At 63.0% G+C, this 23,439-nt stretch carries 23 protein-coding genes; 9 read left to right on the top strand and 14 right to left on the bottom strand.

The features are described 5' to 3' along the window. Positions 1-120: 120 nt before the first annotated feature. The 4 genes from hflD to ABE456_RS23720 form a co-directional block, all read right to left on the bottom strand. The gene (hflD, locus tag ABE456_RS23735; protein ID WP_027919723.1) at positions 121-747 is read right to left on the bottom strand and encodes a high frequency lysogenization protein HflD; all 627 of its coding nucleotides are present in this window, start codon (positions 745-747) and stop codon (positions 121-123) included. Then, complete coding sequence (mnmA, locus tag ABE456_RS23730; RefSeq protein ID WP_346646105.1) at positions 744-1,868, bottom strand: tRNA 2-thiouridine(34) synthase MnmA; 1,125 nt, start codon at positions 1,866-1,868, stop codon at positions 744-746. Before mnmA ends, hflD begins: the two co-directional genes overlap by 4 nt. Before the next feature lie 59 nt (positions 1,869-1,927). Beyond that, positions 1,928-2,368, bottom strand: coding sequence for an NUDIX hydrolase (locus tag ABE456_RS23725; protein WP_346646104.1), 441 nt, complete (start codon positions 2,366-2,368; stop codon positions 1,928-1,930). A gap of 192 nt (positions 2,369-2,560) precedes the next feature. Further along, positions 2,561-4,786, bottom strand: a complete 2,226-nt coding sequence (locus tag ABE456_RS23720; protein WP_346646103.1) for an NADP-dependent isocitrate dehydrogenase — start codon at positions 4,784-4,786, stop codon at positions 2,561-2,563. Positions 4,787-5,214: 428 nt separating this feature from the next. Here ABE456_RS23720 and icd point away from each other — a divergent pair, with 428 nt between their 5' ends. Beyond that, positions 5,215-6,471 (top strand): NADP-dependent isocitrate dehydrogenase, encoded by a 1,257-nt coding sequence (gene icd / locus ABE456_RS23715; RefSeq protein WP_152955988.1) that lies wholly within the window; start codon positions 5,215-5,217, stop codon positions 6,469-6,471. 69 nt (positions 6,472-6,540) lie between these two features. Here icd and cspD read toward each other — a convergent pair whose 3' ends face one another. Beyond that, positions 6,541-6,801, bottom strand: a complete 261-nt coding sequence (gene cspD / locus ABE456_RS23710) for a cold shock domain-containing protein CspD (RefSeq protein WP_346646102.1) — start codon at positions 6,799-6,801, stop codon at positions 6,541-6,543. A gap of 230 nt (positions 6,802-7,031) precedes the next feature. Between cspD and clpS the strand changes: the two genes are divergently transcribed. Together clpS and clpA are read left to right on the top strand one after the other, a co-directional pair. Beyond that, positions 7,032-7,394, top strand: a complete 363-nt coding sequence (gene clpS, locus ABE456_RS23705; protein WP_003251220.1) for an ATP-dependent Clp protease adapter ClpS — start codon at positions 7,032-7,034, stop codon at positions 7,392-7,394. Between the two features lie 30 nt (positions 7,395-7,424). Next, positions 7,425-9,695 carry an ATP-dependent Clp protease ATP-binding subunit ClpA gene (gene clpA, locus ABE456_RS23700; protein ID WP_110744623.1) on the top strand — a complete coding sequence of 757 codons (2,271 nt, stop codon included), beginning with the start codon at positions 7,425-7,427 and terminating at the stop codon, positions 9,693-9,695. Between the two features lie 174 nt (positions 9,696-9,869). On the opposite strand, the gene infA is transcribed toward clpA, so the two are convergent. The 3 genes from infA to aat all read right to left on the bottom strand — a co-directional run bounded on the left by infA (position 9,870) and on the right by aat (position 11,634). After that, positions 9,870-10,088 carry a translation initiation factor IF-1 gene (gene infA, locus ABE456_RS23695; RefSeq protein WP_002553999.1) on the bottom strand — a complete coding sequence of 73 codons (219 nt, stop codon included), beginning with the start codon at positions 10,086-10,088 and terminating at the stop codon, positions 9,870-9,872. 101 nt (positions 10,089-10,189) lie between these two features. Then, positions 10,190-10,897, bottom strand: coding sequence for an arginyltransferase (locus ABE456_RS23690; protein ID WP_346646101.1), 708 nt, complete (start codon positions 10,895-10,897; stop codon positions 10,190-10,192). Between the two features lie 56 nt (positions 10,898-10,953). Continuing rightward, positions 10,954-11,634, bottom strand: a complete 681-nt coding sequence (aat, locus tag ABE456_RS23685; RefSeq protein WP_346646100.1) for a leucyl/phenylalanyl-tRNA--protein transferase — start codon at positions 11,632-11,634, stop codon at positions 10,954-10,956. 447 nt (positions 11,635-12,081) lie between these two features. Here aat and ABE456_RS23680 point away from each other — a divergent pair, with 447 nt between their 5' ends. From ABE456_RS23680 to cysG, 6 genes are all read left to right on the top strand, one after another. Continuing rightward, on the top strand, positions 12,082-14,610 hold the full coding sequence (locus ABE456_RS23680) for a DNA translocase FtsK 4TM domain-containing protein (RefSeq protein ID WP_346646099.1): 2,529 nt from the start codon (positions 12,082-12,084) through the stop codon (positions 14,608-14,610). A gap of 62 nt (positions 14,611-14,672) precedes the next feature. Beyond that, entirely contained in the window at positions 14,673-15,296 is a 624-nt protein-coding gene (lolA, locus tag ABE456_RS23675) for an outer membrane lipoprotein chaperone LolA (protein WP_346646098.1), read from the top strand. A 12-nt stretch (positions 15,297-15,308) separates the two neighbouring features. Continuing rightward, positions 15,309-16,634, top strand: a complete 1,326-nt coding sequence (locus ABE456_RS23670) for a replication-associated recombination protein A (RefSeq protein ID WP_346646097.1) — start codon at positions 15,309-15,311, stop codon at positions 16,632-16,634. Then, positions 16,631-17,005 carry a fluoride efflux transporter CrcB gene (crcB, locus tag ABE456_RS23665; protein ID WP_325978834.1) on the top strand — a complete coding sequence of 125 codons (375 nt, stop codon included), beginning with the start codon at positions 16,631-16,633 and terminating at the stop codon, positions 17,003-17,005. The genes ABE456_RS23670 and crcB overlap by 4 nt, the downstream gene beginning before the upstream one ends. A 30-nt stretch (positions 17,006-17,035) precedes the next feature. Next, positions 17,036-18,316, top strand: a complete 1,281-nt coding sequence (gene serS / locus ABE456_RS23660) for a serine--tRNA ligase (protein ID WP_346646096.1) — start codon at positions 17,036-17,038, stop codon at positions 18,314-18,316. Next, entirely contained in the window at positions 18,317-19,708 is a 1,392-nt protein-coding gene (gene cysG / locus ABE456_RS23655) for a siroheme synthase CysG (protein WP_346646095.1), read from the top strand. It abuts the gene before it with no gap. 124 nt (positions 19,709-19,832) lie between these two features. Here cysG and ABE456_RS23650 read toward each other — a convergent pair whose 3' ends face one another. The 6 genes from ABE456_RS23650 to tusD all read right to left on the bottom strand — a co-directional run bounded on the left by ABE456_RS23650 (position 19,833) and on the right by tusD (position 23,282). After that, entirely contained in the window at positions 19,833-20,792 is a 960-nt protein-coding gene (locus ABE456_RS23650) for a glutathione S-transferase family protein (RefSeq protein WP_346646094.1), read from the bottom strand. Between the two features lie 95 nt (positions 20,793-20,887). Beyond that, a complete protein-coding gene (locus tag ABE456_RS23645; protein ID WP_346646106.1) occupies positions 20,888-21,889 on the bottom strand; it encodes a glycosyl transferase family protein in 1,002 nt (333 codons plus the stop codon). A gap of 11 nt (positions 21,890-21,900) precedes the next feature. Beyond that, positions 21,901-22,236: a TusE/DsrC/DsvC family sulfur relay protein gene (locus ABE456_RS23640; RefSeq protein WP_346646093.1), complete on the bottom strand. Its 336-nt coding sequence runs from the start codon at positions 22,234-22,236 to the stop codon at positions 21,901-21,903. Beyond that, positions 22,233-22,529 (bottom strand): sulfurtransferase complex subunit TusB, encoded by a 297-nt coding sequence (gene tusB, locus ABE456_RS23635; RefSeq protein ID WP_346646092.1) that lies wholly within the window; start codon positions 22,527-22,529, stop codon positions 22,233-22,235. The genes ABE456_RS23640 and tusB overlap by 4 nt, the downstream gene beginning before the upstream one ends. Then, entirely contained in the window at positions 22,529-22,888 is a 360-nt protein-coding gene (gene tusC / locus ABE456_RS23630; RefSeq protein ID WP_346646091.1) for a sulfurtransferase complex subunit TusC, read from the bottom strand. Before tusC ends, tusB begins: the two co-directional genes overlap by 1 nt. 1 nt (position 22,889) lies before the next feature. After that, entirely contained in the window at positions 22,890-23,282 is a 393-nt protein-coding gene (gene tusD / locus ABE456_RS23625; protein ID WP_110676046.1) for a sulfurtransferase complex subunit TusD, read from the bottom strand. Between the last annotated feature and the right edge of the window lie 157 nt (positions 23,283-23,439).

Here is a 23,439-nt window from a genome sequence, read left to right as displayed (position 1 = left end):
GGCCCCCCCCCCCCCAAATTTCCTCCCCACCTTATTTTTGGGGGGGGGGGGCGCCCCCCCACTTCCCCACCCCACGGCCGCTCCCACAGGCCGCTCCTACACAGGGTTTGGTGTCGCCTGTCAGGAAGGCGAACGCATCATGTCGTACAGTTCGTTAAGCAATTTGCGCCGGCTGAACACCAGCTGCCAGCGGTGCCCGCCCAGCTGGCGCCACAGGCGCGCGGCGCGGATGCCGGCCAGTAGCAGGGCGCGGATCTTCGAGGCGTTGCTGGCCTGCTGCAGAAAGCGCATGTCGCCGTGCACCTGGATGCGCTGGCGCAAGGTGCTGAGGGTGTCCTGGTACAAGGCTCCACTGGAAGCGATGACGTTTTCGTGAACCAGGCCGAAATGGTCGGCCTGCGACTGGATTTGCGGCAAGCGGTTGCCGATGGTGTCGAGCAGGTCGCCACGCTTGTTCAATTGGCGCTCCAGGCCCAGCATCGACAGGGCATAGCGCAGCGGCTCACGCTGCAGGCTGCTGGGGTCGCGCTCAAGGGCGCCGACCAGCGCGCGGTAGCCGTCGCGCAGGTTCAGGTCGTCACCGCCGAACACCTCCAGGGTGTCCTTGGGATCACGCACCAGCAGGCTGCCGAGCATGCAGCCGATGTTGGCCTCACTGGCCTGGCCGGTGCGGGCGATGCGGTCGACCAGTACGGCGGCTTGAAATACGCCGCCCAGGGCAATCAATTGCTCCTGCAGGTTGCTCATGCGCGCGGGCTCCACGGCTCGGCCGCTTCGATCACGCCGCCGCCCAGGCATACCTCACCGTCGTAGAACACCACCGACTGGCCAGGGGTGACGGCGCGCTGAGGCTCGTCGAACACCGCGCGGTAGCCGCTTTCGGTCAGCTCCAGGGTGCACTGCTGGTCGCTCTGGCGGTAGCGCACCTTGGCGGTGAGCTGGCGCGGGCTGCTGAGGTCGATCGGGTTGACCCAGAAGATTTCCGAGGCGAGCAGGGCGCGGGAGAACAGCCACGGGTGCTCGTTGCCCTGGCCGACCACCAGCACGTTGCGGGCCAGGTCCTTGTGCAGCACGTACCACGGCTCGTCACCGGCGTCTTTCAAGCCGCCAATGCCCAGGCCCTGGCGCTGGCCGATGGTGTGGTACATCAGGCCGTGGTGGCGGCCGATTACTTCACCTTCGGTGGTTTCGATGTCGCCCGGCTGCGCCGGCAGGTACTGCTTGAGGAAGTCGCTGAAGCGGCGCTCGCCAATGAAGCAGATGCCGGTGGAATCCTTCTTCTTGGCGGTGGCCAGGCCGTGCTTTTCGGCGATGGCGCGTACTTCGGGCTTTTCCAGCTCGCCAACCGGGAACAGGGTGCGGGCGATTTCCTTGCCGCCGACGGCATGCAGGAAGTAGCTCTGGTCCTTGTTCGGGTCCAGGCCCTTGAGCAGCTCGGTCAGCTCGCCAGTGTCGCGGCGGCGCACGTAGTGGCCGGTGGCGATCAGGTCGGCACCCAGCGACAGGGCATAGTCGAGGAATGCCTTGAACTTGATTTCGCGGTTGCAGAGGATGTCCGGGTTGGGCGTGCGGCCGGCCTTGTACTCTTCAAGGAAGTGCTCGAACACGTTGTCCCAGTATTCGGCGGCGAAGTTGGCGGTGTGCAGCTTGATGCCGATGCGGTCGCACACAGCCTGGGCGTCGGCCAGGTCTTCACGGGCGGTGCAGTATTCGGTGCCGTCGTCTTCTTCCCAGTTCTTCATGAACAGCCCTTCCACCTGGTAGCCCTGCTCGATGAGCAAAAGGGCGGAGACGGAAGAGTCCACGCCGCCGGACATGCCGACGATGACGCGGGTCTTGGCGGGGTCTTTGAGTGCTGGGCTGGTCATGGGTACCGGTGTGTATCAAGGGGGAAAAACGCCAATTCTATCAAACCCGCAGCGTTGCGTCAGTCGCGCAACAGGTCCAGGCTGTGCAGTGGGCCTTTGAGGTAGTCGTCGAGGCAGCGGGGCACCAGCTCGCTGCGCCAACGGGCGGGGTCGGCCAGCAGCTCTTCGCGGGTCAGCCACACGGCGCGGACGATGTCGCTGTCCAGGGCCAGGTCGGCATGGTGGCGCACGGGGCGGGCGGCAAAGCAGATACGCTGGTAGGTCACGCCGTTGCTGGGGGCGGTGTACAGGTAGATGCCGACCACGCCAGTGAGCTCGACTTCCCAGGCGGTTTCTTCCAGGGTTTCGCGCAGCGCGGCCTGGGGCAGGGTTTCGTTCGGTTCGAGGTGGCCGGCGGGCTGGTTGAGCACGTGCTGGTTGGCTTTGAATTCCTCGACGAAGAGGAACTTGCCGTCGTGTTCGACAATGGTGGCGACAGTGATGTGGGGTTGCCAGGTCATGAACAGCTCCTTGAAGGCTTGCATGACCCCTGTAGGAGCGGGTTCACCCGCGAATGCGGTAGTGAATCCACTGACGCATTCGCGGGTAAACCCGCTCCTACAAAGGCCCATGCAGGCCGCCAGAAATCATTTATCCAGAAAGCACAAACCCCGGTGCGTGGCCGGGGTTTGTGCTGTTACTTCAAGCGAACCTTACAGGGCGGCAATTGCGCTGTTCAGGGTCTGGCTTGGGCGCATCACCTTGGCGGTCAGCTCGGCATCCGGGGCGTAGTAGCCACCGATGTCGGCTGGCTTGCCCTGAACGGCGTTGAGCTCGGCGACGATAGTCTCCTCGTTCTCGGTCAGGGTCTTGGCCAGTGGCGCGAAGCGTGCCTGCAGGGCAGCGTCGTCGTTCTGCGCAGCCAGGGCCTGGGCCCAGTACAGGGTCAGGTAGAAGTGGCTGCCGCGGTTGTCGATACCGCCGACTTTGCGCGATGGCGACTTGTTGGTGTCGAGGAACTTGCCGGTAGCCTGGTCCAGGGTGTTGGCCAGCACTTTGGCGCGCGGGTTGTCGTAGGTGTTGCCCAGGTGCTCCAGGGAAGCGGCCAGGGCCAGGAATTCACCCAGCGAGTCCCAACGCAGGAAGTTCTCTTCAACCAGCTGCTGTACGTGCTTCGGTGCCGAACCGCCGGCGCCGGTTTCGAACAGGCCACCGCCGTTCATCAGCGGCACGATCGACAGCATCTTGGCGCTGGTGCCCAGTTCCATGATCGGGAACAGGTCGGTCAGGTAGTCGCGCAGCACGTTGCCGGTCACCGAGATGGTGTCCTTGCCTTCGCGGATGCGGGCCAGGGAGAACTTGATGGCGTCGACCGGGGCCAGTACACGAATGTCCAGGCCAGTGGTGTCGTGATCCTTCAGGTACTTCTGTACCTTCTCGATCATCACACCGTCGTGGGCGCGGGCCGGGTCCAGCCAGAACACCGCAGGGGTGTTGCTCAGGCGGGCGCGGTTGACGGCCAGCTTGACCCAGTCCTGGATCGGCGCGTCTTTGGTCTGGCACATGCGGAAGATGTCACCCGCTTCGACGTTCTGCTCCAGCACGACCTTGCCCTTGCCATCGACCACGCGCACGACACCGTCGGCCTTGATCTGGAAGGTCTTGTCGTGGGAACCGTACTCTTCGGCCTTTTGCGCCATCAGGCCAACGTTCGGCACGCTGCCCATGGTGGTCGGGTCGAAGGCACCGTTGACTTTGCAGTCTTCGATGGTGGCCTGGTAGATACCGGCGTAGCAACGGTCCGGGATCACGGCCTTGGCGTCTTGCAGTTCGCCAGCGGTGTTCCACATCTTGCCCGAGTCACGGATCATGGCCGGCATCGAGGCGTCGACGATCACGTCGCTCGGCACGTGCAGGTTGGTGATGCCTTTGTCGGAGTTGACCATGGCCAGGGCTGGGCGCTCGGCGTACAGGGCCTGGATGTCGGCTTCGATCTCGGCCTGCTTGTCAGCTGGCAGGTCCTTGATGCGGGCGTACAGGTCGCCGATACCGTTGTTGGCGTTGAAGCCCACTTCGGCCAGCGCAGCGGCGTGCTTGGCCAGCACGTCGTTGTAGAACTCTTCGACGATGACGCCGAACATGATCGGGTCGGAGACCTTCATCATGGTGGCTTTCAGGTGCACCGACAGCAGCACGCCGGAGGCCTTGGCATCGGCGATCTGCTCGGCGATGAAGGCTTTCAGGGCTTTGCGGCTCATGGTCGCGCAGTCGATGATTTCGGCGGCTTTGACCGCAGTCTTTTCTTTCAGGACGGTAGTGTTGCCGTCTTTGCCGACCAGCTCGATGCGCAGGCTGTCGTCAGCTTCGATCAGTGCGGCTTTCTCGCTGCCGTAGAAGTCGCCTTGGGTCATGTGGGCAACGTGCGACTTGGAGTCGGCGGCCCAGGCGCCCATCTTGTGCGGGTGCTTGCGAGCGTAGTTCTTGACCGACAGCGGTGCGCGGCGGTCGGAGTTGCCTTCGCGCAGTACCGGGTTCACGGCGGAGCCCTTGATGCGGTCGTAGCGGGCGCGGGACTCTTTTTCTTCCGCGGTGGCCGGCTCGTCGGCGTAGTCAGGGATGTTGAAGCCCTTGCCTTGCAGTTCCTTGATCGCGGCTTTCAGCTGCGGTACCGAGGCGCTGATGTTCGGCAGCTTGATGATGTTGGCTTCAGGGGTGGTAGCCAGCTGGCCCAGTTCCGCCAGGTGATCGCCTACTTGCTTCTCTGCGCCCAGTTGCTCCGGGAAGGCGGCGAGGATACGGCCAGCCAGGGAGATGTCGCGGGTTTCGACGGCGATGTCAGCCGAAGCGGTGAAGGCTTCGACGATCGGCAGCAGCGAGTAAGTGGCGAGGGCGGGGGCTTCGTCGGTGAAGGTATAGATGATCTTGGAACGGGTGGGCATGCGGGTTAACTCTCTGTGTGCTGAGCGTGCTCGAGTCTCGTGGTGCGCAGGGTAGGCGCATCGCCCTGGCAACGCCATGAGCGGAAAGTCGAGAGGCTACGAGCGGTGATGGTGGATGCATCAGTCGAGCGTCAAGTGCTGAACTGCGGTAACAGTCCAGGCTTTGGTGGCCAGGCTTCACTGCCATTCATGGCCTAGGGCGGTCCGCATTTTCCTGGGATTCGCCCCGATGACCCTTCGGTCGCGGCGGAGTATACCAAACCATTCGGGCTAATCAGCAAGGCCAAGTGATATCGGCCCATTTATAAGACCAAAGACTAAGCAGCAATGTGGCGTAATGCCGCACGCCTTGCAGGTCGGCAGATGTGGTTTAGGCTCATTGCAGCGCATGATGTCCAAACCACACCCGACAGCGGAGTAGTGCAAGCATGGGATACCAGAAAATCAAGGTTCCGACCGACGGCACCAAGATCACCGTCAATGCCGACCATTCGCTCAACGTTCCAGATAACCCGATCATTCCTTATATTGAAGGCGACGGCATTGGCGTCGATGTCTCGCCGGTGATGATCAAGGTGGTCGACGCCGCCGTGCAAAAGGCCTACGGCGGCAAGCGCAAGATTGCCTGGATGGAGGTGTACGCCGGCGAAAAAGCCACCCAGGTATACGACCAGGACACCTGGCTGCCGCAGGAAACCCTCGATGCTGTGCGTGATTACGTGGTGTCGATCAAAGGCCCGCTGACCACCCCGGTGGGCGGTGGCATCCGCTCGCTCAACGTGGCCTTGCGCCAGCAGCTCGACCTGTATGTGTGCCTGCGCCCGGTGCTGTGGTTCCAGGGTGTGCCAAGCCCGGTGAAAAAGCCTGGCGACGTCGACATGGTGATCTTCCGCGAAAACTCCGAAGACATTTATGCCGGTATCGAGTGGAAGGCCGGCTCGCCCGAGGCGAATAAGGTGATCAAGTTCCTCAAGGAGGAAATGGGTGTCACCAAGATCCGCTTCGACCAGGACTGCGGTATTGGCGTCAAGCCGGTGTCCCGCGAGGGCACCAAGCGCCTGGTGCGCAAGGCCCTGCAATACGTGGTGGACAACGACCGCGAGTCGCTGACCCTGGTGCACAAGGGCAATATCATGAAGTTCACCGAGGGTGCCTTCAAGGACTGGGGTTATGAAGTGGCCCGCGACGAGTTCGGCGCCGAACTGCTCGATGGTGGCCCGTGGATGAAGTTCAAGAACCCCAAGAGCGGCCGCGAGGTCATCGTCAAGGACGCCATCGCCGACGCCATGCTGCAGCAGATCCTGCTGCGCCCGGCCGAGTATGACGTGATCGCCACCCTCAACCTCAATGGTGACTACCTGTCTGATGCCCTGGCGGCGGAGGTGGGGGGGATCGGCATTGCCCCGGGCGCCAACCTGTCCGACACCGTGGCCATGTTCGAGGCCACCCACGGCACCGCGCCCAAGTATGCCGGGCAGGACAAAGTCAACCCGGGCTCGGTGATCCTCTCGGCAGAGATGATGCTACGCCACATGGGCTGGACCGAGGCAGCCGACTTGATCATCAAGGGTACCAATGGCGCGATTGCGGCCAAGACCGTGACCTACGACTTCGAACGGCTGATGGACGGCGCCACGCTGGTGGGCAGCTCAGGCTTTGGCGATGCGATGATCAAGCATATGTAAAGCAAGAGAAAACCGGTCGCCTGGTTAAAGGGGCGACCGGTTTTTTCGTATTACGACACGGGGCGGCGATCAGGCTCTCACGGTTTCGCTCGCGGTCTCACCTTGGGCCCTGGCAGCAGCAGCGACAGCAGCGTCCATTATCTTGATCGCATGCAGGCCTTTAGGGCCCTGGATGATTTCGAACTCTACGGCCTGGCCAGCTTTGAGTGTCTTGTATCCGTCCATCTGGATGGCCGAGTAATGAGCGAAAAGGTCATCGGATTTACCTTCCTCGTTGATGAATCCGTAGCCCTTGGCATTGTTGAACCACTTGACTTTACCGCTTGCCATCCCTATGTCCCTCTGCAAAGGACTCCATCACTGGAGTATCATCCACTTCATCCGCATACGAACCTTGCGAAAAATCTGGTTGACTGCGCGGATCTTTATCGACCACGGTGGGTTCTTATTGGTTGTAACACCGTTTTGCCGATAGTCAAGGTCACGCGGCGCCTGCGCTGGCGGTGGCCTGTGCAGCCAACCCACAACCTTAACCTGACGCTCATGATGAAATTCTTTCCATGCATGCACCTAGTGAGATTCGACTAACATTCAATCAGGATCGCCCGCAATCGAATGAGGACGACGGCTCAGGTCTTGCAGTTCAGGAAGCCAAGCCGATCCTGCAGGCGCCACCGATGTACAAGGTGGTTTTGTTCAACGATGACTACACGCCGATGGATTTCGTCGTCGAAGTGCTCGAGACGTTCTTCAGTCTGAACCGCGAGCTGGCGACCAAGATCATGCTGACCGTCCATACCGAAGGGCGGGCAGTGTGCGGATTGTTTACCCGTGACATCGCCGAAACAAAGGCTATGCAGGTCAACCAATACGCCAGGGAAAGCCAGCATCCGCTACTCTGTGAAATCGAGAAGGACGGTTAATCGCCGACCACTTGGGTATGAGGTGAAGCTATGTTAAACCGCGAACTCGAAGTCACCCTCAATCTAGCCTTCAAGGAGGCCCGTTCGAAGCGTCATGAGTTCATGACCGTCGAACATCTGCTGCTGGCACTCCTTGACAATGAGGCTGCCGCGACCGTTCTGCGCGCCTGTGGCGCCAATCTCGACAAGCTCAAGCACGACCTGCAAGAGTTCATCGATTCCACTACGCCGCTGATCCCTGTCAACGACGAAGACCGTGAAACCCAGCCAACCCTGGGCTTCCAGCGGGTGCTGCAGCGTGCCGTGTTCCACGTGCAAAGCTCCGGCAAGCGCGAAGTCACCGGCGCCAATGTGCTGGTGGCGATCTTCAGCGAACAGGAAAGCCAGGCCGTGTTCCTGCTCAAGCAGCAGAGCGTGGCCCGCATCGACGTGGTCAACTACATCGCCCATGGCATCTCCAAGGTGCCGGGCCATGGTTCGCAGTCTGAAAGCGACCAGGAAATGCAAGACGAGGAGGGCGGCGAAACTTCCTCTTCGAGCAACCCGCTGGATGCCTATGCCAGCAACCTGAACGAGCTGGCCCGCGCCGGCCGTATCGACCCGCTGGTAGGCCGCGAGCAGGAAGTGGAGCGCGTGGCGCAAATCCTTGCCCGTCGGCGCAAGAACAACCCGCTGCTGGTGGGCGAGGCTGGTGTGGGCAAGACGGCTATCGCCGAAGGCCTGGCCAAGCGCATCGTCGATGGCCAGGTGCCCGACCTGCTGGCACAGAGCGTGGTGTACTCCCTCGACCTGGGCGCACTGCTGGCCGGTACCAAGTACCGCGGCGACTTCGAAAAGCGCTTCAAGGCGCTGCTCGGCGAGCTGCGCAAGCGCCCGCAGGCAATCCTGTTCATCGATGAAATCCACACCATCATCGGCGCCGGTGCGGCGTCGGGCGGGGTGATGGACGCTTCCAACCTGCTCAAGCCGCTGCTGTCATCGGGTGAAATCCGGTGCATCGGCTCGACTACCTTCCAGGAGTTCCGCGGCATCTTCGAGAAAGACCGTGCCCTGGCACGGCGCTTCCAGAAGGTGGACGTCAGCGAGCCGTCGGTGGAAGACACCGTGGGCATCCTGCGTGGCCTGAAAGGGCGCTTTGAAAGCCACCACAACATCGAGTACAGCGACGAAGCCCTGCGCGCCGCTGCCGAGCTGGCCTCGCGCTACATCAATGACCGGCACATGCCGGACAAGGCCATCGATGTGATCGACGAAGCCGGCGCCTACCAGCGCCTGCAGCCGGAGGCCAACCGCGTCAAGCGCATCGACGTGCCCCAGGTCGAGGACATCGTCGCCAAGATCGCGCGGATTCCGCCGAAGCACGTCACCAGTTCCGACAAGGAGCTGCTGCGCAACCTGGAGCGTGACCTGAAGCTGACCGTGTTCGGTCAGGACCAGGCCATCGACTCGCTGGCCACCGCCATCAAGCTGTCCCGTGCCGGCCTCAAGTCGCCAGACAAACCAGTCGGTTCGTTCCTGTTCGCCGGCCCTACCGGCGTCGGCAAGACCGAAGCGGCGCGGCAGCTGGCCAAGGCGCTGGGCGTGGAGCTGGTGCGCTTCGACATGTCCGAATACATGGAGCGCCATACCGTGTCGCGCCTGATCGGTGCACCTCCTGGTTACGTTGGTTTCGACCAGGGTGGCTTGCTGACCGAGGCGATCACCAAGCAACCGCATTGCGTATTGCTGCTCGACGAAATCGAGAAGGCCCACCCGGAAGTCTTCAACCTGCTGCTGCAGGTGATGGACCACGGCACCCTGACCGACAACAACGGGCGCAAGGCCGACTTCCGCAACGTGATCCTGATCATGACCACCAACGCCGGTGCTGAAACCGCCGCGCGGGCCTCGATCGGCTTCACCCATCAGGACCATGCGTCCGATGCCATGGAAGTCATCCGCAAGAGCTTCACGCCGGAGTTCCGCAACCGCCTGGACACCATCATCCAGTTCGGCCGCCTGAGCCACGAAACGATCAAGAGCATCGTCGACAAGTTCCTTATCGAACTGCAGGCGCAGCTGGAAGACAAACGTGTGCTGCTGGAAGTCAGCGATGATGCCCGCGGCTGGCTGGCGGCCTCGGGTTACGACGTGCAGATGGGCGCGCGGCCAATGGCGCGGCTGATCCAGGACAAGATCAAGCGGCCGCTGGCCGAGGAGATCCTGTTTGGCGAGCTGGCCGAGCATGGTGGCGTGGTGCACGTCGACCTGCGCGATGGCGAACTGGTGTTCGACTTCGAGACCACGGCTGAGGTTGCGTGACATTGGGGCCGCTTTGCGGCCCATCGCGGCTAAAGCCGCTCCTACAGGGACCGCGTGATGCAGCTGCCTGCGCTACTACCCCTGTAGGAGCGGCTTTAGCCGCGATGGCCGCGACGCGGTTTCTGCAGGCACAAAAAAGCCCGGCACATGGCCGGGCTTTTTCATGGCTTGAGCTTAGCGCGCACGGTAAGTGATGCGGCCCTTGCTCAGGTCGTAAGGCGTCAGTTCGACGCGGACCTTGTCGCCAGTGAGAATACGGATGTAGTTCTTGCGCATCTTTCCGGAGATGTGCGCGGTTACGACGTGCCCGTTTTCCAACTCCACGCGGAACATGGTGTTGGGCAGGGTGTCGACGACAGTACCTTCCATTTCGAAGCTGTCTTCTTTCGACATGCAGTAGAGCCCTCGGATCCAGTGTTGGCCCGACGCATAACCGCACCGGGCAAAAAAGTGGCGTGGATTATGCCCGAAAACTGCGTGTCAAGCCAATGCTTTCAGTTGAGGGTGACCCAGCGCTGATTTATCAACAACTCGATAGGCCGATACTGCGTCTTGTAGTTCATTTTCTTGCAGTTCTTGATCCAGTAACCCAGGTAAACCGCCTCCAGGTCCTGGCGCAAGGCTTCGGTGATCTGCCAGAGGATGGCAAAGCGGCCCAGGCTGCGGCGTTCTTCGTCCGGCTCGTAGAAGGTGTACACCGCCGACAGGCCGTTGGGCAGCAGGTCGCACACCGCCACCGCCAGCAACCGGCCTGCCAGGCGGAACTCGTAGAACCAGCAGAACGGCAGGTCGCGCACCAGGAAGGTGGAAAACTGGTCGCGGCTGGGCGGGTACATGTCACCGTCGGCGTGGCGGGTTTCGATATAGCGCCGGTACAGCTCGAAGTACTCTTCCTTGAATGCCGGGCGCGCCGCAGTCACGGTCAGGTCGGCGTTGCGCTTGAGGATGCGCCGCTGCTGGCGGTTGGGGATGAAGCGCGCCGCCGGGATGCGCGCCGGCACGCAGGCGTTGCAGTTCTGGCAGTGCGGGCGGTACAGGTGGTCGCCACTGCGGCGGAAGCCCATTTCCGACAGATCGGCATACACATGCACGTCCATCGGCTGGCTGGGGTCGAGGAACAGCGTGGTCGCCTGCTCCTCGGGCAGGTAGCTGCAGGAGTGGGGCTGAGTGGCATAAAACTTCAACCGCGCCAACTCTGTCATGATCAACCCCCTCGGTGAGACTTTGATTTAAGTGTAAGCCAGCTATGGGAACTCGCCTAGGGAACCCAGGTAGCGCTGTTGGGTTGGTCGAGGTGGCGGGCCAGGTAGCTGGCGAACTCGGCGCGGCTGATGGCGTGGGCGCCCAGGCTGTGCAGGTGGTTGGTCGGCATCTGGCAGTCGATGAGCACGAAGCCGGCCTGGCGCAGGTGCTGGACCAAGGTCACGAAGCCGACCTTGGAGGCGTTGTCGGCGCGGCTGAACATCGATTCGCCGAAGAACAGCTGGCCCATGGCCAGGCCGTATAGGCCGCCAACCAGCTCGCCGTCCTGGCGCACCTCCACCGAATGGGCGACGCCGCGCCGGTGCAGTTCGCAGTAGGCGTTGCGCATGGTGCCGGTGATCCAGGTGCCGTCGGCGTAGTCGCGTGGCGCCGCGCAGGCGGCGATCACGGCCGGGAAGTCGGTGTCGAAGCTGACCTGGTAGCGGCCCTGGCGCATCAGTTTTGCCAGCGAACGCGACACATGCAGCTGGTCTGGCAGCAGCACCGTGCGCGGGTCGGGTGACCACCAGAGGATCGGCTGGCCATCCTGGTACCACGGGAAGCAACCATGGCGATAGGCCTGCACCAAGCGCTCGGGGCTCAGGTCACCGCCAGCGGCCAGCAGGCCGTTGGGGTCGTGCAGGGCCTTTTCCAGGGGTGGGAAGGTCAGCGAGTCGCGGGTCAGCCAGGTGAGCATGGTCTATCGTGCGGTGGGGGAGGGGAGAGGGCAGCATGGCTTGCGCGCATGGCAGGGTCAATGGTTGTGGCTTCTTCGCGGGTAAACCCGCTCCCACAGGTAATGCAACAGGTGCTGAAGGCAGTGGGATACCTGTGGGAGCGGGCGCGCCCGCGAATGAGGCCGGCACAGGCGAACAAAATAGGCAATTTCCTACACATTCATGAAACCGCAGGCACCATCCGCTACATTTGCTGTCACACCTGTGCAAAAACACAGCATAAGCCTTTGTCACAAAAGAAAATGCATGCTCAAATTGCAGCTATATGAAAGTCGCCCCCGGCCAAAACCCCATACGGCGTGCCGCCATGGCGGCTGGCGGGCAGTAATGTTAAAAGTAGTGGTTCATTGGTCGCACCGCCGGCCGATCACTATTGGACGCGCAGCACGCGCAGGAATAGACGCGTTTTGAAGAAATCCACTGCAACCCCAGCTCCCTTGCCCGTGCCGCTATGGCGGCAGCAGATGCATTATCGCCTCAAGGAAGGTGCGTTGATCGCTGTCGGCGCCCTGTGCCTGTACCTGTGGATGGCGCTGCTGACCTACGACACCTCGGACCCGGGCTTCAGCCATACCAGCAACATTGACCAGGTGCAGAACGCCGCCGGGCGTGCCGGTGCCTACTTTGCCGACATCCTGTTCATGGTGCTGGGCTACTTCGCCTACATCTTCCCGCTGCTGCTGGCGATCAAGACCTGGCAGATCTTCCGTGAGCGCCACCAGCCCTGGGACTGGAGCGGCTGGCTGTTCTCCTGGCGGTTGATCGGCCTGGTGTTCCTGGTGCTGTCCGGTGCCGCGCTGGCACACATCCATTTCCACCCGCCGGCGAGCATGCCGTTCTCTGCGGGTGGTGCCTTGGGCGAGAGCCTTGGCGAGCTGGCGCGCAACCTGCTGAACGTGCAGGGCAGCACGCTGATGTTCATTGCCCTGTTCCTGTTCGGCCTGACCGTGTTCACCGATTTGTCGTGGTTCAAGGTGATGGACCTGACCGGCAAGATCACCCTCGACCTGTTCGAGCTGGTGCAAGGCGCCGCCAACCGCTGGTGGGAAGCCCGCAACGAGCGCAAACGCCTGGAAGCGCAGCTGCGCGAGGATGAACCGGTGGTGAAGGCCGCGCCGATGGCTGCCGACAAACGCGAACCGGCCAAGCCGGCGTTGCGTGAGCGCATCTTCAAGCGTGAAGAAGCGCCCGCCCCGGTAGTCGAGCAACGTGAGCCGACCCTGGGCCGCGAGCCAGTCGTGCCGGCGCGTGAACCTGTCGTGCCGGCTCGTGAACCCACCCTCGCCCGTGAACCTGTCGTGCCGCGCGAGCCGGCGGTGCCCCGTGTGCAGCCTGCTACCCCGATGATCGTGCCGCCGGCAGCTGACAAGGCGCCAGAGTCGATCAAACGGGTAGTCAAGGAGAAGCAGGCGCCGCTGTTCATCGACAGCGCCGTGGAAGGCACCTTGCCGTCGATCTCCATCCTCGACCCAGCCGAGCAGAAGAAGATCGAGTACTCGCCAGAATCCCTGGCCGGTGTTGGCCAGTTGCTGGAAATCAAACTCAAGGAATTTGGCGTGGAAGTGGCGGTGGACTCGATCCACCCCGGCCCGGTGATTACCCGTTACGAAATCCAGCCGGCCGCCGGTGTGAAGGTCAGCCGCATCGCCAACCTGGCCAAGGACCTGGCGCGTTCGCTGGCAGTGACCAGTGTGCGTGTGGTCGAGGTCATCCCCGGCAAGACCACCGTGGGTATCGAGATCCCCAACGAGAACCGGCAAATGGTGCGCTTCTCCGAAGTGCTGGCCACGCCGCAGTACGACGAGCAGAAATCGCCGGTCACCCTGGCCCTGGGCCACGACATCGGCGGCAAGCCGGTGATCACCGACCTGGCCAAGATGCCCCACCTGCTGGTGGCCGGTACCACCGGTTCCGGTAAGTCGGTGGGTGTGAACGCGATGATCCTGTCTATCCTGTTCAAGTCCAGCCCGGAAGACGCGCGGCTGATCATGATCGACCCGAAAATGCTTGAACTGTCGATCTACGAAGGCATCCCGCACCTGTTGTGCCCGGTAGTCACCGACATGAAGGACGCCGCCAACGCCCTGCGCTGGAGCGTGGCCGAGATGGAGCGGCGCTACAAACTGATGGCGGCCATGGGCGTGCGTAACCTGGCCGGTTTCAACCGCAAGATCAAGGACGCCCAGGAAGCCGGCGAAATCATTCACGACCCGCTGTACCGCCGCGAAAGCATGGACGACGAGCCGCCTGCGCTGAAGACCTTGCCAACCATCGTGGTGGTGGTCGACGAATTCGCCGACATGATGATGATCGTCGGCAAGAAGGTCGAAGAGCTGATCGCCCGTATCGCCCAGAAGGCGCGGGCAGCCGGCATCCACCTGATTCTTGCTACCCAGCGCCCGTCGGTGGACGTGATCACCGGCCTGATCAAGGCCAACATCCCGACCCGCATGGCGTTCCAGGTATCGAGCAAGATCGACTCGCGCACCATCATCGACCAGGGCGGCGCCGAACAGTTGCTGGGCCACGGTGACATGCTGTACATGCCACCGGGCACCAGCTTGCCGATCCGTGTGCATGGCGCGTTCGTTTCCGATGACGAAGTGCATCGCACGGTCGAAGCGTGGAAGCTGCGCGGCGCCCCGGACTACAACGACGACATCCTCAACGGTGTCGAAGAGGCCGGCAGTGGCTTCGATGGCGGCGGCGGTGGTGGCGATGGTGACGATGCCGAAACCGATGCCCTGTATGATGAAGCGGTGCAGTTCGTGCTTGAGAGCCGTCGTGCTTCCATTTCTGCTGTGCAGCGCAAGCTGAAGATCGGCTACAACCGTGCCGCACGCATGATCGAGTCGATGGAAATGGCCGGTGTGGTCACCCCCATGAACAGCAACGGCTCGCGGGAAGTGATTGCCCCAGGCGGCCCGCGCGACTGATGAACACCTAGCCGGGCGCCAACGGTGGCGCCCGGCCTTTTCAATGCCCAATGAGGATTTCCATGCGCGCGATTCGCATGCTGTTGGTTTCTGCCCTTACCCTGGGCACTGTTACGGCTTATGCCGGTGAGCAAGATGTACAACGCCTGACCCAGCTGCTGGAAAAGTCGCAGACCATCGAGGCCAACTTCTCCCAGCTGACCCTGGGTGCCGATGGCACCAGCCTGCAGGAAACCTCGGGCAAGATGACGGTCAAGCGCCCAGGCCTGTTCTACTGGCACACCGATGCGCCGCAGGAACAGGTGGTGGTGTCGGACGGCAAGAACGTCACCCTGTGGGACCCGGACCTGGAACAGGCCACCATCAAGAAGCTCGACGTGCGCCTGAACCAGACCCCGGCGCTGCTGCTGTCCGGTGATGTGTCGAAAATCAGCCAGAGCTTCGACATCGCCTCGAAGGAGCAGGGCGAAGTAGTGGACTTCACACTCAAGCCGAAGACCAAGGACACCTTGTTCGACTCGCTGCGCGTGTCGTTCCGCAAGGGCCTGATCAATGACATGCAGCTGATCGACAGCGTCGGCCAGCGCACCAATATTCTGTTCAATGGCGTCAAGGCCAACCAGGCGGTGCCGGACAGCAAGTTCAAGTTCGACATCCCCAAGGGCGCGGACGTGATCAAGGAGTAACCAGAGCTCGCCATGGACCTGTTTCGAAGCGAACCCGTCGCCCAGCCCCTGGCCGCCCGCCTGCGCCCGTCCAGCCTGGACGAGTACGTTGGCCAGGAGCACCTGCTGGCGCGTGGCAAACCGCTGCGCGAGGCGCTGGAGCAGGGTGCGCTGCACTCGATGATCTTCTGGGGGCCGCCGGGGGTGGGCAAGACCACCCTGGCGCGGCTGCTGGCGCAGTTCTGCGATGCGCACTTCGAAACGGTGTCCGCTGTGTTGGCGGGGGTGAAAGAGATTCGCCAGGCGGTCGAGGTGGCCAAGCAGCAGGCTGGCCAGTATGGCCGCCGCACCATCCTGTTCGTCGATGAAGTGCACCGCTTCAACAAGTCGCAGCAGGACGCCTTCCTGCCCTATGTGGAAGACGGCACGCTGCTGTTCATCGGTGCCACCACCGAAAACCCGTCGTTCGAGCTGAACAACGCACTGCTGTCTCGGGCGCGGGTGTATGTGCTCAAGAGCCTGGACGAGGCGGCGCTGCGCAAGCTGGTGAACCGTGCGCTGACGGAAGAGCGCGGCCTGGGCAAGCGCAACCTGCGGGTCGGTGACGACGCCTTCAAGATGCTGATGGCCGCCGCCGACGGCGATGGCCGGCGCATGCTCAACTTCCTCGAAAACGCCTCGGACCTGGCCGAAGACGGCAGCGAGATCGACGTCGAGATGCTGCAGAGCCTGCTGGGTGACAGCCGCCGCCGCTTCGACAAGGGCGGCGAGGCGTTCTACGACCAGATTTCTGCGCTGCACAAGTCGGTGCGCGGCTCCAACCCCGATGGTGCCCTGTACTGGTTTGCGCGCATGCTCGACGGCGGCTGCGACCCGCTGTACATCGCCCGCCGCGTGGTGCGCATGGCCAGCGAAGACATCGGCAACGCCGACCCGCGCGCGCTTAGCCTGTGCCTGGCGGCGTGGGATGTGCAAGAGCGCCTGGGCAGCCCCGAGGGCGAGCTGGCGGTGGCCCAGGCCATCACCTACCTGGCCTGTGCGCCGAAGAGCAACGCGGTGTACATGGGCTTCAAGACTGCCCTGCGCGAAGCCGCGGAGCATGGCTCGCTGGAGGTGCCGCTGCACCTGCGCAATGCGCCGACCAAGCTGATGAAGCAGCTGGGCTATGGCGACGAGTACCGTTATGCCCACGACGAGCCCGATGCCTATGCCGCCGGTGAGGATTACTTCCCCGAGCAACTCGAACCGCGCCAGTACTACCAGCCGGTGCCCCGTGGCCTGGAGCTGAAGATTGGCGAGAAGCTGCGCCACCTGGCCGAGCTCGACCGCAACAGCCCCCGCCAGCGGAGAAAACCATGATTGCACTGATCGCCGCGGTCAGCGCGGGCGGTATTGCCGGTACCTTGTTGCGCTTTGCGACCTCGAACTGGGTGGCGGCCCACTGGCCGCGGCACTTCTATGCCGGTACGCTGGCGGTCAACCTGGTCGGCTGCCTGCTGATCGGCCTGCTCTATGGCTTGTTTCTGCACAAGCCGCTGGCGCCGGTCGAATTGCGCGCCGGCCTGATCGTCGGCTTCCTCGGTGGCCTGACAACCTTTTCCTCCTTCTCGCTCGATACCGTGCGCCTGATGGAAAGTGGGCAAGTGCCCCTTGCCTTGGGCTATACCAGTATCAGCGTGGTGGGCGGGCTACTGGCCACTTGGGCCGGCCTGTCCCTGACCCGATTCTGAACCAACACCTACCTATAACGAGAGAACGATATGCTCGATTCCAAACTGTTACGCGGCCAACTTCAGGAAGTGGCGGATCGCCTGGCCTCCCGTGGCTTCAGCCTGGATGTCGCGCGCATCGAATCACTGGAAGAGCGCCGCAAGGCGGTGCAAACCCGCACCGAGCAGCTGCAGGCCGAGCGTAACGCCCGCTCCAAGTCGATTGGTCAGGCCAAGGCCAAGGGCGAAGACATTGCGCCGCTGATGGCCGACGTTGAGCGCATGGCCAATGAACTGGCCGCCGGCAAGGCCGAACTGGACGAGATCCAGGCGGAACTGGATGGCATCCTGCTGACCATCCCTAACCTGCCAGACGCCAGTGTGCCGGTGGGTGCCAGCGAAGAAGAAAACGTCGAAGTGCGCCGTTGGGGCACGCCGAAGGCCTTCGACTTTGAAATCAAGGACCACGTTGCCCTTGGTGAAGTCAGCGGTGGCCTGGACTTCGAGGCCGCAGCCAAGCTGTCCGGCGCGCGCTTTGCTGTGCTGCGTGGCCCGATCGCCCGCCTGCACCGCGCCCTGGCGCAGTTCATGATCAACCTGCACACCGGCGAGCACGGCTACGAGGAGCACTACACCCCGTACATGGTCCAGGCCCCGGCCCTGCAAGGCACCGGCCAGCTGCCGAAGTTCGAGGAAGACCTGTTCAAGATCACCCGCGAAGGCGAGGCTGACTTCTACCTGATCCCGACCGCCGAAGTGTCGCTGACCAACCTGGTGGCTGACCAGATCCTCGACGCCAAGCAGCTGCCGCTCAAACTGGTCGCCCACACTCCGTGCTTCCGCAGCGAAGCCGGTGCTTCCGGCCGTGACACCCGCGGCATGATCCGCCAGCACCAGTTCGACAAAGTCGAGATGGTGCAGGTAGTTGAGCCGGCCAAGTCGATGGAAGCCCTGGAAGGCCTGACCGCCAACGCCGAGCGCGTGCTGCAGCTGCTGGAGCTGCCGTACCGCGTACTGGCCCTGTGCACCGGCGACATGGGCTTTGGTGCGGTGAAAACCTACGACCTGGAAGTGTGGGTACCGAGCCAGGACAAGTACCGCGAAATCAGCTCGTGCTCCAACTGCGGCGACTTCCAGGCGCGCCGCATGCAGGCCCGCTGGCGCAACCCGGAAACCGGCAAGCCAGAGCTGGTGCACACCCTGAACGGCTCCGGCCTGGCCGTAGGCCGTACCCTGGTTGCCGTGCTGGAGAACTACCAGCAGGCCGACGGCTCGATCCTGGTGCCGGAAGTGCTGAAGCCGTACATGGGCGGCGTCGAGGTCATCCGCTAAATGGATTACCTGCCGCTGTTCCACAAGCTGCAGGGCGGCCGTGTGCTGGTCGTCGGTGGCGGTGAGATCGCCTTGCGCAAGGCGCGCCTGCTGGCCGATGCCGGCGGCGTGCTGCGCGTGGTGGCGCCGGACGTCGACGGCCAGTTGGCCGCGTTGGCCCGGGAAGGTGGCGGTGAGGTGCTGGTGCGTGGCTATCAGGCCGCCGACCTGGTCGGTTGCCGGCTGGTGATCGCCGCTACCGACGACCCTGGGCTGAACGCCCAGGTGTCGGCGGATGCGCAGGCCCTTAGCCTGCCGGTCAATGTGGTGGATGCGCCGGCGCTGTGCACGGTGATCTTCCCGGCGATTGTCGACCGTTCACCGTTGGTGATTGCGGTTTCCAGTGGCGGTGACGCCCCAGTGCTGGCACGTTTGATTCGCGCCAAGCTGGAAGCCTGGATCCCGTCCGCCTACGGCGAGCTGGCCGGGTTGGCGGCGCGGTTCCGGCACAAGGTCAAATCCTTGTACCCGGACGTCAACCAGCGTCGTGGCTTCTGGGAAACCGTGTTCCAGGGGCCGATCGCCGAGCGCCAGCTGGCCGGGCAGGGCGCTGAAGCCGAACGCCTGTTGCAGGCGATGGTAGAAGGCGCGCCGGTGCAGCAGGGCGGTGAGGTGTACTTGGTAGGTGCGGGGCCGGGTGATCCGGACTTGCTCACCTTCCGTGCCTTGCGCCTGATGCAGCAGGCCGACGTGGTGCTGTACGACCGCCTGGTGGCACCTGCAATCATCGAAATGTGCCGGCGTGATGCCGAGCGCATCTATGTGGGCAAGCGCCGTGCCGACCATGCCGTGCCGCAGGACCAGATCAACCGCCTGCTGGTCGACCTTGCCCAGCAAGGTAAACGCGTGCTGCGCCTGAAGGGTGGTGACCCGTTCATCTTCGGCCGGGGTGGCGAAGAGATCGAAGAGCTGGCCGAGCATGGCATCCCGTTCCAGGTGGTGCCGGGTATTACTGCGGCCAGTGGTTGTTCCGCCTATGGCGGCATTCCGCTGACTCACCGCGACTATGCCCAATCGGTGCGCTTCGTGACTGGGCACCTGAAGGATGGCACCAGCAACCTGCCTTGGGATGACCTGGTGGCGCCGGCGCAGACCCTGGTGTTCTACATGGGCTTGGTGGGCTTGCCGACCATTTGTGCCGAGCTGATTCGCCACGGGCGTGCGGCCAGTACCCCGGCGGCCTTGGTGCAGCAGGGGACTACACGTAACCAGCGGGTGTTCACCGGTACCCTGGCGGACTTGCCGGACCTGGTGGCCCAGCATGAAGTGCATGCGCCGACCCTGGTGATTGTTGGGGAAGTGGTGCAGTTGCGTGACAAGCTGGCCTGGTTCGAAGGGGCGCAGAACAGCTGAAATCGTTGGGGCCGCTTTGCGGCCCTATCGCGACGCAAGGCCGCTCCCACAATTCCAGGCATTGCGCGGTCCTTGTGGGAGCGGCCTTGTGTCGCGAAAGGGCTGCAAAGCAGCCCCAACGATCTCAAGCCTGCCAAATCCCTTTACCCGCCAACCGCTCCCGATCATGTGGCTGGTTGAAATCCTGCAACGGCCCTTTAGGCACAATCCCGTTCGGGTTGATGGTCTTGTGGCTCATGTAATAGTGCTTCTGGATATGCTCCATATCCACCGTCCCCGGCACCCCCGGCCACTGGTACAGTTCACGCAGCCAGTTCGACAAGTTGTGGTAATCGCTAAGCCGGCGCAGGTTGCACTTGAAGTGCCCGTGGTACACCGCATCGAAGCGCACCAGCGTGGTGAACAGGCGTACATCGGCCTCGGTCAGGTACTCACCCGCCAGGTAGCGATTGCGGCTTAGCAAGTCTTCCAGATAGTCCAGTTCATTGAACACATCATCAAACGCCGCTTCATAGGCATCTTGCGTAGTCGCGAAGCCCGCACGGTACACGCCGTTGTTCACTGCCGGATAAATACGCTCGTTCAGCGCCTCGATGGTCGGGCGCAGCGGCTCTGGGTACAGGTCCAGGGTATTGCCGGTCAGTTCGTTGAACGCGCTGTTGAAGATGCGGATGATCTCCGACGACTCGTTGTTGACGATGCGCTTCTCTTTCTTGTCCCACAGCACCGGCACAGTCACCCGGCCGGTGTAGTGCGGGTCGTCCTGGGTGTAACGCTGGTGCAGGTACTGCTGCGCGTCGAGGTGGTCACCGCTGGAGCCTTGCTGCTGGTCGAAGGTCCAGCCATGGTCCTGCATCAGCCAGCTGACTACCGATACATCGATCAAGGGTGCCAGGCCTTTAAGGGCGCGGAAAATCAGGGTGCGGTGGGCCCATGGGCAGGCCAGCGACACGTACAGGTGATAACGGCCGGCTTCAGGTGCGGGCAGCTGGTTGCGGCGTTGGGCGTTTTCGCGTTTGAAGGTGCCGTCCTTGCCATTTTCATACCACTGGTCGTGCCAGCGGCCGTCGATCAAAAGGCCCATGGTGAGCTCCTCGGAACAAAGTTGTTTGTCGTTGGAGCCCAGTTTAGGCCAAATCGTTCGAATAAATAGCGCAAAGACTGCCGTGTTATGATCGATTAAATCGATTTATTTCGCGCATTCCAATAGCTTTGCGCTGTTGCGAAGGCCTGTTCACGATCCTGCCCCAAGCCACGCAGAGCCAGGGCCATGGTGGCAATGAGGGCCTTCTCGCCGTAACTGTCTTCAACCTCGCCACGCCAGAACGCCAGCAACTGCTCGGCTTCCAGGCTGGGCGGTTTGACATGGCGGCGTTCGCTCAGCGCCGGCCACTCTTCGTCCCACGCTTCACCCGCCGTGGTGCCGTAAAGGTGGCTGATGACATCGGGGTTGACCTCGATCTCGCCGCCATCGCCCTTGATCACCACGGCATGGTCGCCGAGCAGGCGGCTGGCCTCGCGGTGTACCGCCTGGTAACCGGGATGGAAGATGCTCTGCAGGCCACAGCGTGCGCCCAGCGGGTTGAGCACCCGGGCCAGCGAGTGGATGGGCGAGCGCAGGCCCAAGGTGTTGCGCAGGTCGATCATGCGCTGCAACTGCGGCGCCCAGTCGTGCAGCGGGAAGAACGCCAACTGGTGTTGGTCCAGGGCGTTGCCGACGGCAGCCCAGTCGCGGCACAGTGGAATCTGCAGCAGGTCGAGCAGCTGCTCTGTGTACATGCGCCCGGCGGTATGCGCGCCGCCGCCGTGCATCAGGATGCGTACGCCATTCCCGGCCAGGCATTTGGCGGCCAGCAGGTACCAGGGCAGGTGGCGCTTCTTGCCGGCGTAGGTCGGCCAGTCCAGGTCCACAGCGATGCTCGGGACCTGCAGGTGCGCGCGCAGGGCCTCGGTGAAGCCGGCCAGCTCTTCGGCGCTTTCTTCCTTGTGCCGCAGCAGCATCAGGAAGGCACCCAGCTGGGTGTCTTCGACCTTGCCTTCCAGCAGCAGGGTCATGGCCGCGCGGGCTTCCTCACGGGTCAGGCCGCGCGCGCCGCGCTTGCCTTTGCCGAGAATGCGCACGAACTCGGCGAACGGGTGTTCGGCCGGGGTTTCCAGGGTAAGCGGGCGAGCTTCATTCAAGGATGGTTGGGTCATATGCAATTAGTCGGCTTGGGCAGGCCCGCCAGCTTGGCGGCAAGTTTGGCGGGGGTGCCATTGAACAGACGGTTCAGGTGCGGGCTGTTGCCCTTGTCCGGGCCCAGCTTCAGGGCTGTGTACTTGATCAGCGGGCGAGTGGCCGGGGACAGCTGGAATTCCTGATAGAACTGGCGCAGCAGTTCGAGGATTTCCCAGTGGTCCGCCGTTAGCGCAATGCCCTCGCGCTCGGCCAAGGCCTCGGCGGCAGCGTGGGACCAGTCTTGCAGCTCGACCAGGAAGCCGTCCTTGTCCAGGGCGATCGCCTGATCGCCAACGGTAAGGGTATTCATAACCAGCTGTTGACCTTGTCGTAATGCAGTGACAGTTCGACGAACCCGGCGTAGTCCACGGCCTTGGCCAGGTTGTTGCCGACTGCGCGGGCCTGTACGTCCTCGTCCAGGGCGAACAGGCGTTGGGCCAGGCCGGCAGCTTGCAGTTGGCGGTGCGGCTCGCTGCCGCTGCGCAGGGCGTACACCGCATCGCCGCACAGCAGCAGGGCGTCGTCGGTACCGAGCAGGCGCAGGCAGCTGGCCAGGCGCTCATCGCCGAACGGGGAGTGGGCAATTACATGCAGGGTCGTCATCAGAGCGTTACCACCTGGTCGAAACGGGCGATCAGTGCGGTCAAGGCCGCGTCATCCAGCACTTGCACCGGCAGCGCCAGGGCATCGGCTGCCAGGCCGCGGCGGGCGAGGCTGTGGCTGCAGGCGAACAGTTCTTCGACGCCGAACATCGGCAACGCCTGCAGGTTGGCGGCCAGGTTCTTCTGTTGCACGGCGGCAGGTTGCTGGTTTGGTGCCAGCTGGAACACGCCATCGTCGAGGAACAGCATGCCCAGCGGCAGGTCGAATGCGCCGCCGGCCAGGGCGATGTCCAACGCCTCGCGGGCCGATGGGCCGTTCCACGGCGCCTGGCGGCTGATGATCAACAAGGATTTGGCCATTTCAGTCGCCTCCAAAGCAAACAAGGCGATCGGCAACTTGCGCGGCCTCATGCAGTTGGCCCAGGCCGGACAGCTCCCACGGCTTGGGCAGGTTCACCGCTGGGCGCTGATAGCGGTTGGCCTCAGCCTCGTCGAGCACGCCACGGCGCAAGGCGGCGGCGATGCACACCACGGCGTCCAGCTGGTGGGTCTCGATAAAGGCCCGCCACTGGGCGGCGACGTCCACTTCGTCCTGGGGCGCGACCACGTTGGCCGAGGCACTGTGTACCCCGTCCTGATAGAAGAACAGCCGGGCAATCTCATGCCCGCCGGCCAGCACCGCCTCGGCATAGCGCAAGGCGCGCCGCGAGGAGGGCGCATGGGCCGGGGAGAACACCGCGATAGCGAATTTCATGGATAACTCATGCAAAGGAATGCCGCCATGATAAAGCAAAAAAGCCCGCGCCCGCTTGTGCAAGCGGGCGCGGGCTTTCTATCGAGTCTCCAGGCCTTGCACTAATCCTGGGGGAGCGGCCTTGTGACGCCAACCGGCTGCCAAGCAGCCCCAGCAC

It is taken from the genome of Pseudomonas sp. TWI929 (assembly GCF_039673335.1).
Taxonomy (GTDB): Bacteria; Pseudomonadota; Gammaproteobacteria; order Pseudomonadales; family Pseudomonadaceae; genus Aquipseudomonas.
This window is presented reverse-complemented; position numbering and strand designations above follow the sequence as displayed.